11 protein-coding genes and 1 pseudogene are annotated in these 12,944 nt (G+C 59.9%); 3 read left to right on the forward strand and 9 right to left on the reverse strand.

Translation table 11 applies throughout. The features are described 5' to 3' along the window. The coding region (locus NFC73_RS20375) for a hypothetical protein (protein WP_254753248.1) at positions 1-200 on the forward strand (200 nt) is incomplete at its 5' end. 210 nt (positions 201-410) lie between these two features. Here the strand turns inward: NFC73_RS20375 and NFC73_RS20380 are convergent. The 8 genes from NFC73_RS20380 to solA all read right to left on the reverse strand — a co-directional run bounded on the left by NFC73_RS20380 (position 411) and on the right by solA (position 10,543). Further along, positions 411-638 (reverse strand): hypothetical protein, encoded by a 228-nt coding sequence (locus NFC73_RS20380; protein WP_254753250.1) that lies wholly within the window; start codon positions 636-638, stop codon positions 411-413. Positions 639-1,346: 708 nt separating this feature from the next. Beyond that, positions 1,347-2,507, reverse strand: a complete 1,161-nt coding sequence (locus NFC73_RS20385) for an NAD(P)/FAD-dependent oxidoreductase (RefSeq protein ID WP_254753252.1) — start codon at positions 2,505-2,507, stop codon at positions 1,347-1,349. A gap of 12 nt (positions 2,508-2,519) precedes the next feature. Next, the gene (locus NFC73_RS20390) at positions 2,520-3,959 is read right to left on the reverse strand and encodes a tripartite tricarboxylate transporter permease (protein WP_254753254.1); all 1,440 of its coding nucleotides are present in this window, start codon (positions 3,957-3,959) and stop codon (positions 2,520-2,522) included. Between the two features lie 66 nt (positions 3,960-4,025). After that, positions 4,026-4,577, reverse strand: a complete 552-nt coding sequence (locus NFC73_RS20395; RefSeq protein WP_254753268.1) for a tripartite tricarboxylate transporter TctB family protein — start codon at positions 4,575-4,577, stop codon at positions 4,026-4,028. A gap of 1 nt (position 4,578) precedes the next feature. Further along, entirely contained in the window at positions 4,579-5,556 is a 978-nt protein-coding gene (locus tag NFC73_RS20400; RefSeq protein ID WP_254753256.1) for a tripartite tricarboxylate transporter substrate binding protein, read from the reverse strand. Positions 5,557-5,643: 87 nt separating this feature from the next. Continuing rightward, positions 5,644-7,314, reverse strand: coding sequence for a hydantoinase B/oxoprolinase family protein (locus NFC73_RS20405; protein ID WP_254753258.1), 1,671 nt, complete (start codon positions 7,312-7,314; stop codon positions 5,644-5,646). Continuing rightward, complete coding sequence (locus tag NFC73_RS20410) at positions 7,311-9,368, reverse strand: hydantoinase/oxoprolinase family protein (RefSeq protein WP_254753260.1); 2,058 nt, start codon at positions 9,366-9,368, stop codon at positions 7,311-7,313. The genes NFC73_RS20405 and NFC73_RS20410 overlap by 4 nt, the downstream gene beginning before the upstream one ends. Then, positions 9,365-10,543 carry an N-methyl-L-tryptophan oxidase gene (gene solA, locus NFC73_RS20415; protein WP_254753262.1) on the reverse strand — a complete coding sequence of 393 codons (1,179 nt, stop codon included), beginning with the start codon at positions 10,541-10,543 and terminating at the stop codon, positions 9,365-9,367. The genes NFC73_RS20410 and solA overlap by 4 nt, the downstream gene beginning before the upstream one ends. A gap of 92 nt (positions 10,544-10,635) precedes the next feature. Here solA and NFC73_RS21075 point away from each other — a divergent pair. Next, positions 10,636-10,857: pseudogene (locus NFC73_RS21075) on the forward strand (MurR/RpiR family transcriptional regulator); the annotation flags it as partial. 45 nt (positions 10,858-10,902) lie between these two features. Further along, positions 10,903-11,511, forward strand: coding sequence for a MurR/RpiR family transcriptional regulator (locus NFC73_RS20420; protein WP_254753264.1), 609 nt, complete (start codon positions 10,903-10,905; stop codon positions 11,509-11,511). A gap of 495 nt (positions 11,512-12,006) precedes the next feature. On the opposite strand, the gene NFC73_RS20425 is transcribed toward NFC73_RS20420, so the two are convergent. Next, the gene (locus NFC73_RS20425) at positions 12,007-12,408 is read right to left on the reverse strand and encodes a hypothetical protein (RefSeq protein ID WP_254753266.1); all 402 of its coding nucleotides are present in this window, start codon (positions 12,406-12,408) and stop codon (positions 12,007-12,009) included. Positions 12,409-12,944: the final 536 nt, after the last annotated feature.

A 12,944-nucleotide genomic window follows, 5' to 3' on the forward strand; every position in this document is an offset into this window, starting at 1 on the left:
ACGCCGGTTCTTCCGGTAGAGGAGATTTTTTCTTTAAGGAAGGACTACTTTTCGATGGTGATTCCATGGGTGTTGCGACTCCCGATTATTCGGGGGTGTTGCAACGATCGCTAGAACTCAAGCGGGTGGCCACCCCGGTTGCCCGCCGGTGGTCACCAATAGACGGTCGTGTTGGCCGCCTGTGGGCAGGACGCTCTTGAGCCAGGCGCCATGATCTGCGGCTCGGCCGGAGAAGCACCGTGCCTGGTTTCCGGCAGGTCTTCAAGCGTCCCGCAGGGCCGTAGCGTATCGACCGAGATGTCTACACGCCCGTGGAGCCGCGTTAACGAACGGGATGGGCCCCAGGGCGTGTCTCCCGGGTATCTCTTGGGCCGACCGGATGGAAGGGCGGGAACAGTGTCCGCAGACCGTCAGGCGGTTTGGCGTCGGGAATCGAGTTGATCCGTGTAGCCAAAGGGGACTGCATTGCTGAGGCCGACGACGAAGTGCCCGTCTCCGAGCCGGGTCACCAGGATGCCGTGCGTCCGTTGCCGCCTGGCGCTCTCGATCATCCGGTCGACCGCCGCAGTGATGCTGCGGTCCATGGAGGCCCTGTCGTGGACCTTGATTTCGATGGGTTCCACATCCTGCATGTTCATGACGGGCTCACTTCGCCGGGTCGGATAGGTAGGACGGTATAGCCCTGCGCTTTTTCATACAGGGTTCGAGGTTCGGCGCCGTAGGCTTCCAGCCAGAGAGCGTCCGCAGTAACGGCTACGTCCTTGACATACCCGGTCCGGATAGTTCGGCCTTCTTTCTGAACCTGGACCTGCCTGCCGGCCAAATCCTTCCAATCTGTATGGTCTCCCATGGAGCTGCCTTTCGTATCGCAATTCATTGTTTTGCTTGTGCCTGCGGCATATTGCCCGGGAATTCCCAACCATCGGTCGACTCGGACCAGCCTCTGCGGTCCGGGCCAGGAAGCATCTCGCTGTCACTGTCCGGGCATGTCGCGCGCTCCATGGGTGCGATCCAGCCACGCCAATTGGGAGACACAACTTAGGCCTTCGCGCTCTCCCCAGCTCGAGTATTCGCTCGAGGTCGTCGGACGATGGTGGCGGCGCCGGGTGATTTCGCGGGGTTTCCGGCCCTCACCGAGTGTGTTTCGGCTGGCCGTCTGTGGGCATCTTTGATGTCCGTAACCTGGCAAACCTCGTGGCCGCCACCGGCACCGAACTGGCCGCCTGTGGGCAGTTTTTCATGGCCGCTAACAGACGTTCGGGGTGTCGGCCCCAACCGGGATAAGCAGGTGCCCTATTTACAGTGACGGGGATATTGGGCCATCGATTCCGCCGCTTGCCTGGGAGTTATTGGTCCCCGGGTGTACGTGCGGCTGTAACGGGATGGGTCGTGGACGGGGCTCGGAAACGTGACGGGCGAAAGGGAGTTAAGGTCTGGACAACGTCTCCTGAGATCTCTGCCGCCGCAAATCGGGCCAGCAACGGAGCAAGCGTTATAGCGCTGTGTGTTGCGATCACATACAAAGACTCGTTGGAATCCATGAACCCTGCGATGGTGAGGCCGTCTTTTGTCAATGGGCGGTATCCAACGTTTACCCGGTCCACGGTGATCGGGAAGCCGGTATTGAAGGTGCTCGAAAGGCGCCGCTCAAACTCCTTCGCTATGGTGCCACGGGGCGGGTACTGCCGGGCGAGGTCGGCCTGCGCGTCGAGGGGCAGGGATTGCAGTATGAGACGTCCGTGTCCGTCCGGCCGAAAGCCCAGACCGCTCGTGGTTACCACCGAACGCAGAGACACGGCGGTTGGCCCGGTAACGGCCAGGAAGCCGAGATTTGCTGACCCGGGTGTGTGATCGTCATGCATCGGAATGCTGATGCCGCAGCCCTCCGTCACGTCCTGCGTCCACCGGCCTACGGCAATGACGGCCCGGTCGAATGATTCGCTGGGTCCGTGGCGGTGGTGCACCGTCACACCGGAAGGGGTGGTTTCAACGTTGCGGACTTCGCTGAGAATAGACCTTCCGCCGTTGCGCCGTCCTGTGTCGAGGCACTCGGCGATGAAGGCCGGAATATTGCAGTAGCCCTCCTGCGGGAAGAATGCATTGAACCCCCGGACAGTAGCGGATGCGAGCTCCGGCAGCGCCAACTGAGCGGCGTCAGGGGAAAGGACTTCGACGTCGTAACCCCAGTCAGCGAGTCGTTGGACTTTGTTCTGAAGACGTTCAATGTGTTCTTGTTCGGTGGCCAGTTCGTAATAGCCGGTCTGGTGGAAGGCGCGGCTTCCATTGTGCTGCCTCTCAATGTGTTCAAGAAGCGCTGACTTATTGAGTTCAAAGTAGGGTTCCGGCGTTTTATTGTTCGAGTTGATCCAGGCGAAAGAGACGGCGGAGGATCCGGATCCTGGTGCTCCTTTGTCGTAGAGGGTTACGTCGTTGCCTGCCTCTGAAAGGCTTGCGAAAACGGCTGATCCGATAACTCCCGCGCCTACGACAGCAACGCGTTGTTTCACAGTTTGGTTCTCCTAGTCGGAGTCGGCTACGGCGGCGCCGGTTCGGCGGAGGCGTCCGGAGGCGATGAGCGAGATAATGGCGAGGGCGAAGAATGCGATGAAGATCGGTCGTTCCATGAAGAATGTTGCAGACATCGCCATGGACTGCCGGAGCGCCAGCTCGAGCATGGGACCAAGAATGAATCCCATGACCAGCGGGGCGACCGGGAGGTCCCACTTGGCCATGCCCCAGCCGATGAGTCCGAAGGCGATGCATACCCAGACGTCGAGGAAGCTGTTACGTGTCAGGTATGCGCCCAGGATGCAGAAGCTGGCGATAATCGGGGCCAGAATGGCGTAAGGGACACGGGCCAACCGGACCCATACTCCTACCATGGGCAGGTTCAGGATGATCAGAATGACGTTGGCAACGAGGAAGCTGGCTATGATCGTGGCCGTTAGTGGCGCCTGGGTTGTGAACATTTGCGGGCCGGGAACGACGCCATAGACAAGCAGCGCGGCGAGGATAAGGGCCATGGTGGGACCGGTTGGGATGCCCAGACTGAATAGTGGGACGAATCCGGCCATGGCTGCTGCGTTGTTGGACGCCTCGGGTCCTGCGACACCTTCGATGGCGCCGTTACCGAATTCCTTGCGACCTTTTCGTTCGGAGCGACGGCGCTCGGAAGCATAGCTGAGGAAAGCGGTAACCGATGGCAACATGCCGGGCAACAGACCCAGCGAGAAGCCGCTGGCGGTCCCTCGAACTCCTGCCATGGTCCCACGTGAGAATTCGGACCGGCTGGGAACAAGGCTCCCAATTTTTCCGGATTCCATGCTCGGGACTGGCCGGGTAAGGGTAAGGATGACTTCTGCCAGGCCAAAGAGTCCCATCATTACGGGAACGATATCGAGTCCCTGCAGCAGTTCCGAGGACCCGAATGTCAGCCTCTCCGTTCCGCTGGACTGGTCCAGCCCGACTGACGCCAGGATCATACCGAGTGCCCCCATGGCCAGGGCTTTGCTGACTTTGGCGCCGGAAACACCGATGATGGCCGTCAGGGCGAACGCGATCAGGCCCAGGCGTTCCGGGGGGCCAAACTCCAGGGCCAGGCCGGCCAGTGATGGGCCAATGATCATGATTCCGATGGTGCCGGCGATCCCGGCAATGAAGGAGGTGATGGCGGCCATGGAAAGGGCTGCCCCGGCCTTGCCCTTCATCTTGAGTTTGTACCCTTCCATGGCTGCCGGCACCGACGAGACCTCTCCGGGGATGTTCAGCAGAATGGCGCTGGTGGAACCGCCATACATTGCGCCGTAGTAGATCGAGGCAAGGACGATGATCCCGGTCGCCGGGTCCAGGTAGGTCGTGAGTGGGAAGAGGATGGCGACGGCCGAGACCGGCCCCAGCCCTGGAAGCATTCCGACCATCGTCCCGATGAGGCAGCCCAGGAACGCCAAAAGTAGTGTCATGGGTTGGAGTACGGCTAAGAAGCCGGTGCCTAATACGTTGATGTCCATGGTGTGTTTATTCCTCTGCTAAATCCCGAATATTCCCTGTGGAAGAACAACACCCAGTGCTGAGAATCCGAAGGCAGTTCCGGCGCCGATGACTGCGCCAAGCAGCACAGAACTGAGGATCTTCCTGCGGCCCACAAGGATCATGAAGGCGATGAGAAAGAGTCCGTTGCTGATGGCGAAACCGATCCAGGGGAGCGCGAGGGCCCACACGATGATGAGTGCAACGGCAATCAGGACCTGCTTCATATATCCGGCTGGTTGTTCTTCAGCGGCGGGATCGGTCTGCGGAATGGGCATTATCTCTTCGCCGGCCAAGGCGGAAGTTCCTTGGGGAAGACGACGAGGGCGACCGATACGCGCCAACGGGCTGCTGATGATGATGAAGAGGACAAAACAGAGGCCTATGGCAAGGATGAAGAATCCGGATTGGTTGTCCTGCCCGCTCGTGACGATTCGTAGACCGTCAGCGATGGTCAGGAGGGCAATAGCCAGCAGGACGACAGGAACGCCCAGTTGACGGATGAGTCTTGCGGCAGTTCCCCCTGATTGCGGTTCCAGATGGATCTTCATCTCAGTCAAGTTCAGCTGCTAGTGCTTTGAAGGTTTCGGCCTCAGCCTTGACGTCATTGGCGAATTCCTCGCCGGTGGCGATGTCGACGGTCATGGCCACGCCGTCAGCCTTCTTCTTGAAGTCCTCATTTTCAGAGATCTTCGTCAGGCTGGCTGCGAGTTTTTCGGCGACGGTGTCCGGCAGTTTGGGTGCGCCTGACACGCCAACCCAGTAGAGGATGTTCACATCGGGCTGGCCCAGTTCAGTAGTGGTCTTGACCTCGGGCAGTTTTGTTTCGCGGACTTTGCCGGTTGATGCCAGCACCTTCAGGTCTCCTGAGCTGTGCAGGGAGAACGCTGCGCTTGCACCTCCGACGGCGATGTCCACATCGCTTGCCGCTGCGGCTATCATTGCCTCGCCGGAGCTGCGGAACGGGACGCGCTGGATGGCGCTGACGTCAACTTCATTGGCGACCAGCAGCTGCAGGAGTGCGAAGTCGCTGGTACTGCTGCCGCCAAGCCAGGCGACCTTGAAACTCCCAGGGTTGGCCTTGGCCCGGCTCATTAGTTCGTCGAGAGTGTTGGCGGGGGAATCTTTGCCCACTGCATAGACGTGTGATCCGCTGAGGATTCGGGCCACGAACTTCCGGTCCTGCCATTTGTAGGGCAGGTTGGGCGCGAGGGCCTGCAGCGAGCTGGATCCAGCGCCGTCGGCCAGCAGGGTGTACCCATCAGCGGCTGCCCTGTTGACGGAGTCGACGGCGGTAACTTGGTTTGCCCCTGGTTTGTTGACCACGTTGACGGGTACGCCGAGGTCATCGGAAGCGGCCTCTGAAATGACGCGGGCTGCGATGTCCGTAGCACCGCCGGCGTTGAATGGAACCACCATTTCAATTGCCTTTGTGGGGTAATTTGCCGCGCCTGCGGTATTGCCCGGGCCGCAGGCCGTAGCGAGCATCGCGAGCGGGAGAAGAGCTAAAGCGAGAGTTCTGACCTTCATTTGGATCACCTGTTCTGTTGGCGTGTCCGCCATGGGGGTGTGAAAAATTGTTGCCTGATTTGGTGGTACGCCGCCGAAAATGGGGCGTCAGTGTCCGTAGTCTTCTTCGGCCGCCTCCGCTGATATCCGGTGTTCGCGGATGTCTGTGTCGATTTTTCCGCGATCTCTGTTCTGCGGGAGGCCGAAGCCGCCGGAGCCGGGGCTTTCAATCCGGAGTATGTCGTCGCGGTACAGCTTGATGCCCGAGACGCGGCCGCTGCTTAGGATTTCTTCCTGAGGAGTTCCAGGGCGAAGAATGAACCTGCCCGGGGTGCCGTCGAGTCCGCCTTCGAATCCGCGCGGGGGGTAGGTTTGCCGGTCCGCGTGGGCGGAGAACTCAGCTTCGTCGCCCATGATGCGGATATCGCGTCGGACACCCAGCCCTCCGCGGAACTCGCCGGCACCACCTGAGTCGGGAATCAGTTCGTAGCTCTCCACCATCAGGGGGTATTCGAGTTCAAGTGCTTCAATGGGCAGATTCGATGAGTTGGTGACGTGCACCTGGACTGCGTCCATTCCGTCTTTGTTCGGACGGGCCCCAAATCCGCCCGCAACGACCTCTGGATAGACGAAGAAGTCCTCTTTGCCGCCGGAGAAGGTAACGAACGTTATGGAACTGTGTGAGCCGGCCGGTATGCGTGTGGGGATGGCCTGCGCCAGGGCGCCCATGATGACGTCCGCGACCCGTTGGCAGGCGTCTGTGCGTGCTGCGACAGGGGCCGGGGCCTTGGGATTCAGTAGCGATCCCAGGGGTGCCAAAATCTTGATGGAGTCGAAGAAGCCTCCGTTGGCCGGAATGTCGGGATCCAGCGCTGCTTTCAGGGAGTAATAGACTGTCGCCTCTAGCGCTGACCGAACGACGTTCACGGCCACTTTCGCCTCCCGGCCGGTGCCCTCAAAATCCAGTTCAATGTTATCGCCGGCCACTCTTACGGTCACCGCCACGGGAATCGGATCTTCTCCGGCGACGTCGCTGTCGAGCCAGTCGCTGTATGAGTAGTTGCCGTCAGGCAATGCAGCGACGGCCGCGGCCAGTCGGCGCTTGCCGTATTCGAGCAGTTCTTCCTGGGCTGATTCCATCGTTTCGGTGCCGTATTTATCGTGAAGTTCCACCAGACGTGTCGCCCCGATCCCGACGGCAGAGGATTGTGCCAATAGGTCGCCGCGTCGTTCCTCGGGGAGTCTGGAATTGAGGGTCACGAAGGCAAGGATGTCTTCGTTGACGCCTTGAGCGTCAGTGAAGCGGACCAGCGGAATGCGCAGGCCCTCCTGGAAGATGCTCGTAGAGTCTCCCGAGTTGCTGCCTGCGACGTGCCCGCCGACATCTGAATGGTGGGCGATGTTGGCGCTGAATCCGATCAGTTGTCCTTCGCGGAAAACCGGGGCCACCATCGTGATGTCCGGGAGGTGGGTTCCCCCGCCGGAGTAGGGGTCGTTGGTGATGTAGACGTCCCCAGGTTTCAGCGAATCGAAGCCGCGGGCCCGTTGCAGTTCGTCGACGGCGCCCTTCATCGAACCCATGTGGATGGGAATGTGTTCAGCCTGGGCAACGAGCCGGCCGTTCTTGTTGAAGACAGCGGTTGAGCAGTCGGAACGTTCTTTGATGTTGGTGGAGTAACTGGCCTGCTTCAGCACGGAGCCGACCTCGTCCGCAATGGAGAGCAAAGCGTTGCCGATGACCTGGACGGTAACAGAGTCAACCTTGTTGGTAATTTTCATGCCGGTTCCACCTCTATGAGCAGGTTTCCAAAGCGGTCCACTTCGACTGTTGCAGTCGGTGGAATGACGGTTGTCGTATCGGATTGTTCAATGATGGCGGGGCCGCTGAAACGGTTCCCGGCCTGCAGCGCAGCGCGGTCCATCACCGGAGTACTGACAGGGCCCGAGTCCGCGCCGAAATCAACGTCGCGGTAGTCGATTACCGCGGCGGTCACGACCGTATCCGCGCCTGCGGAGATCGTGGGCAAGGGATATTTACGCACATGACCGTGCGCCACCACACGGACGTTGACGATCTGGGGCACGCTGTCCGGATGACAGAACCCGTAAGCGCGCTGATGTGCCTCGTGGAAGTCCGCAACGGTCTCCGCCAGGGTTTCGTTATCCATATGCAAAGCAGGCAGCCTTACGGCCAATTCGAAGTTCTGGCGCGGATAGCGGACGTCAGCAGTGGCATAAACCTCCTGTGAGATCGCAATGGCAGCCTCCTCTTCAAGCCACCGGTGCGCCTGATCCACAAGTTGGGCAAGGTGCTGGTTCAGCACTTCAAGGTTCTCCTGGCTGGCGGCGGCCAGGAAGGACTTGGCCATCTCTGTCTTAACGTCGCTCACCAGTAGGCCGAGCGCGCACAGTGTCCCGGGGAATGGGGGGATCAGGACTTTCCGCATGCCTACTTCGGCAGCCACCTCGACAGCATGCAGAGGCCCGGCGCCGCCGTACGCCACGAGGGTGAACTCCCGAGGGTCTTCACCGGCGTCGATGGAAACCTTGCGCACCGCACGTCCCATGTTGGAGTTTGCCAGACGGTGTACACCGCGGGCAGCTTCGAGTACACCCATGTCGAGTTCTTTGCTGAGGCGTTCCAACGAGGCCTGCGCCGCTTCGGAATCGATCGGCATTTTGCCGCCCAACGCATACTTGGGATTCTGCCGGCGACGCACCACGTTGGCATCCGTCGTCGTCGGAAGCTGCCCGCCGTGCCCGTAAGCGGCGGGACCCGGGAATGAGCCGGCACTTTCCGGGCCGACCTTGAGCCCGCCGGCGGCATCGACGGACGCAATGCTTCCACCGCCAGCACCAACGGTGTGGACATTCACTGACGGAATGCGCACGGGGTAGCCGGCCACCTCCCTTTCACTCGCCGTGGAGGCACTGCCACCCCGGATGAGGCAGACATCGGTACTGGTGCCACCCATGTCGAACGTGATCAGCTGCTCCACACCGGCAGCCTGGGCGGTGTAAATCGCCGCGATGACTCCGGCGCTGGGGCCGGAAAGAAGCGTGGTCACAGGCTTCTCCGCCACACCCCGGGGGGACGTGAGCCCACCATTTGACTGGATCACCTTCAGGCCCACCTGCACTCCGGCAGCTCGGGTGCGGTCCTCCAGACGAGTGACGTAGAGGTTCATTTCCGGTCCGACAAAGGAGTTGATCACTGTCGTGGAGAACCGCTCATACTCCCGGAATTCGGGCGCTACTGCACTGGACCGGGAAATGTACAGGTCCGGAATGGCGCTGCGAAGCGCTTCTTCCAGAGCTTCTTCATGCTGGGAGTTCCGGTAGGAGTGCAGCAGACAGATCGCCACGGCCTGGACGTCGAGCGCCTTCACCTGCTTGACGACTCTCGCCACCTCGGCTTCAGTCAGTGGAACTCGGGCGCTGCCGTCCGAGTACAGACGCTCATCAACTTCCACGGTAAGACTGTTCGGCACGAGGGTCCGAGGCTTATCCGCAAAGAGATCATAGAGGGAAGGCCTTTTTTGACGGGCGATCTCCAATACGTTGGCGAAGCCCTTGGTCGTCAGGAGAGCGGTCTTGGCACCGCGCAGCTCCAGCAGCGCATTGGTGGCGGCGGTCGTGCCATGCCCCAAGTAGCTCACGTCCGCCGGAGACTTTCCGATTCCTTCCAGAACACCGAGAATCCCCTCGGTTACCGCCTTGGACTGATCCTCTACCGTCGTCGGGAGCTTCAGTACATGAAAGGTCTCTGCCTCCGTGTCCAGCGCCGTGACATCTGTAAATGTTCCTCCAACATCGACACCAATGCGAATCATTCGCTGTTCCTTTCGAGAAGATCTTTTTTGTCGTCCATTTGTCTGTTGAAAGCCATGTGGGACATGTCGATCGTTGTCCTTTGGAATCTCACGTGCTCGGCTACCGCTTCCCCGATGGCCGGGGCTATCTTGAACCCGTGGCCGGAGAAGCCCGACAGCACGGTGAGATTGTCGTGTCCTGGAACATCACCAAAGAACGGGTGATTGTCCGCGCTATACCCGTCCAGATAACCCTTGGCCCGAATCCTGCCCGGGTCCAAACCCTGGACCAGGCCAGTGATCTGATCCTTCACGAACTCGGAGTACTCCTCGCTGATCGTGCCGTCAAACGCATCCGGGTCAGCGACTGCAGTCTTGTCAATATGGAGATTGCATTTGATTTCGGATCCGTCCAGCGTCGGAAAAAACGAAAAGTTCGAATCTGGTCCGCTTCGGCGGATCCCCACCGGAAACCGGTCCGGCATAAACAGCGCGGGATCTTTTGTGCCAAACCAGTGCAGGACCGAACGCAGGATTTCGAACCGGCCTGACCTTCCGGGTAGCAGCTTCTTGGACCAGACACCTGCCGCCACCACCGCTCGCTTGGCACGGATCGTGCCATTTGTTGTAGCGATCGCTACTCCGGTGGAGTTGGCATCGATCTCAAGGACCTCTGTCTGCTCGAGCACAATGGCCCCGTGGTTCTTAGCTGCCCCGACGGCAGCCTCGATGGCTTGCTGCGGGATCAGCAGGCCACCTGCAGGATCGAAGATCCCCACTTCCCCCTCATGGAGACGATGCTGCGGATAGATACCGGCCATCTCAGAGATACTGAGGACACGATGATCCAGGCCGAATTGTTCAATGCTGTTGAACACTTGAGAAAGGTCCGAGTGCTCGGGCCGGCCGATGGTGAGCGCCCCGCAAGGATGGAAGATGGGTATTGGGGACAGTGAGTTCAGTTCGAGCCAGAGCTCACGGCTGCGGAGCAGAAGTGGAACATACTCCGGTCCTTCCTTATAGGCCAGACGGAAAATTCTTGATTCGCCGCCCGCGCCGCCGCGGTCGTGCCCGACGCCGAATTGTTCAACCCCGATCGCGTCGACACCCTCCTTTGCCAACTGCCAGAGGGCCATGCTTCCCATGGTTCCGAGACCGATCACCGCAACGTCGTACTGTTTCCGGTTCAATACCATTACTACCCGATTCGTTGTAACCTGTGTTGGTAATCACAGTAGTGCGCACTACAAGATAGGTCAATAGTGAAATGTCAATTTCAGAAGAGTTGATGGGCGCAAGTCTCCAAGAGCGTGTCGCGGCGTTGGGGAGTGGCTTGTCGCCAGCGGAAGGCAGGCTGGCGGCGTGGATGCTCCGGAACCAGGACGATGTAGTCGTCTCGTCAGCTTCTGAGCTGGCCGCCCTGGCAGGGTCCAGTGATGCCACCGTTGTGAGGACAGCAAAATCGCTGGGCTACACGGGGTTTCCGGAACTGAAGAAGTCACTGATCGGGTCCCTTTCCCGTCGGCGGAACCTGGCTGAAGTACTTGACGACAGGATGGCCAGTTACCAATCGACGGACAGAGGGCTGGGAAAGGCGTTGGATGACACTATTTCGCTGGCAGAACAGCTCAGGGAAGGCGTGTCCCGCGATGACTGGTCACAAACCGTCGATTTCCTAAGCTCAGCCTCCCGCGTTTTCAACTTCGGGCTTGGACCCGCCAGCTCCATCGCCGACTTCATGACCCTGTCCCTGTCCCGCATAGGACTGGACGCACGCACCATCTCCATGAGCGGATTCCGGCTGGCCGATGACCTGATTACTTTCCGGGAGGGCGATGTTCTGCTGATCTTTGCGCCGATTCGGCTGTTCCGGGAAATTGACGTCGCCATCGACTGCGCCCGAGCGGCCGGCACCAAAGTCATCGTCGTCACGGAAGCCTTGAGGCTCGCCCTAACGGACCGGGTCGACGCGATCCTGACCACTCCACAGACAACGACCAGCTCCGCCAGTGAACTCGCTGCCGGATTGATACTCGGGCACGCCCTGGTCCTGGCCATTGCCACTGATAATCGGGAAAGGTCGCTACAGAGCCTAAGCAGGCTAAATCAGCTGAGGACCCAAGTGACAGGCACTGATTTGGATATTCATCCACATTCGGACTAGGCCAGCGGGTCCAGGGCGTAGAAGATTACGTGTTCTGAGGCCCCTAAGTTTTGGGAGAAAAGGGCCAGGTTTGATGCCCCGCACAGCTGTCCGTTGTCAGTGAATCTGGCAGTGCTGACGTGGGGAACTGCCAGTTCTACTGACAGAGGTCCGGCGTTTGATCGTCATTCGCTTTGGCAGTTCCGCATGTACGTAGTTTCATCCTGTTGCTGCATGGTTGTGGCTGTCCGGTTCTAGCCACCAATCAGTCCTGCGGCGGGCGGCGTGCTCCGCGCAGTGCCACCGAGCAAAATCGCGCTGCCACATTAACTGACACAATCACCGCCAACCCGTAAGCTGCCGGGTCTTCTGACGGAATTGCCAACTCTGTGGCTTGTCAGCCTTCTTGGCCAGCGCAGCAGGTAGTTGGCCAAGAGAATTGAGATTATCTCAGCCTCGCGGACGGCCTACTATTGCCAGCGGAGTTGGCCAAAAATCCGCCGTGGGGTTCGGCCATCACGACCGGGGCGGGAGGAATTCGATGTCGCGTAGGCTGAGCGATGCTATCAGGGCAGCGACGACACCGTCGCTGATCCGATAGCTCTCCGGGCCCGATCCATTCCAGGCGTGGCCGTAGGTAGGCGTAGAGCCGTCCTTGCTCGGGGCGTGGGTGCAGAAGCATGGCCTTTTACCGTGGGTGATCGGCCAGTAGAGCTCGAGGTACTCGACCGCGATGGTGAGGATTCGTACGACGGCGGGATGCAGGTCGAGGCTGCCATGGAGACCGCCGCGGATGTCGTGGTGGTCGCGGCCGGTGGGGGCCGTGCAGGCGGTGGCCCTGCCATAGGTTGTCGAAGTTTGACACGCTGTTTTGAACGACGACGCCGCGGATCTCGTCGTAGGCCAGCCCCTTGGCAAGTTTGGCCAACTAGCGTGTTAATTGCCAACTGTCCTGGCAATCAACAAACTCCACTGACTGTGGCTTGTCAGGATAGATGGCGAAATTGCCAGTCAGTTGGCGAGCTGAGGAGCTTGGCCTAGCGGGGAAATCGCGCTGTCCCTTGCTGGCAACGGTGCAGGCGAGCGGACCGAAGTATGCGCCCGTACGAACAGGGCGCCGCCAGCTCGCGTTGCCATCGGAGTTGGCGAAAGGCTCGGCTTCAGGGTCGTTCGGGCTTGGTCTCCGGCGCCGATGCCAAGCGACGACCCGATCCAGAGCTGACTATGTGCATGTTTTCGGGCGACCTCACCAGCGCTCCGCCAACTCGCTGGAAGGATTCGCCAGATCGTTTGGCAATTCGCCAACAAGGCTGGCAAGCCACACTGACAACTGTCCTGTCTCAAAGAAGTTGAGGCAGAGGGTGCCGGATTAGAGCGGTTGCCCCAACTTGAATGAGACGGGTTTGGGTGGTTCGTCTCATCCAAGTTGGGGTAGATCGAAGAATGTCTGATCG

It is taken from the genome of Pseudarthrobacter humi (assembly GCF_024294965.1).
Lineage (GTDB): Bacteria > Actinomycetota > Actinomycetes > Actinomycetales > Micrococcaceae > Arthrobacter > Arthrobacter humi.

Bases quoted from the DNA above. Each gene is read 5' to 3' on its own strand.
- NFC73_RS20400 (WP_254753256.1), bottom strand. From the start codon at position 5,556: ATGAAGGTCAGAACTCTCGCTTTAGCTCTTCTCCCGCTCGCGATGCTC.
- NFC73_RS20380 (WP_254753250.1), bottom strand. From the start codon at position 638: ATGAACATGCAGGATGTGGAACCCATCGAAATCAAGGTCCACGACAGG.
- NFC73_RS20420 (WP_254753264.1), top strand. From the start codon at position 10,903: ATGGCCAGTTACCAATCGACGGACAGAGGGCTGGGAAAGGCGTTGGAT.
- NFC73_RS20405 (WP_254753258.1), bottom strand. From the start codon at position 7,314: ATGAAAATTACCAACAAGGTTGACTCTGTTACCGTCCAGGTCATCGGC.
- NFC73_RS20410 (WP_254753260.1), bottom strand. From the start codon at position 9,368: ATGATTCGCATTGGTGTCGATGTTGGAGGAACATTTACAGATGTCACG.
- NFC73_RS20390 (WP_254753254.1), bottom strand. From the start codon at position 3,959: ATGACACTACTTTTGGCGTTCCTGGGCTGCCTCATCGGGACGATGGTC.
- NFC73_RS20395 (WP_254753268.1), bottom strand. From the start codon at position 4,577: ATGAAGATCCATCTGGAACCGCAATCAGGGGGAACTGCCGCAAGACTC.
- solA (WP_254753262.1), bottom strand. From the start codon at position 10,543: ATGGTATTGAACCGGAAACAGTACGACGTTGCGGTGATCGGTCTCGGA.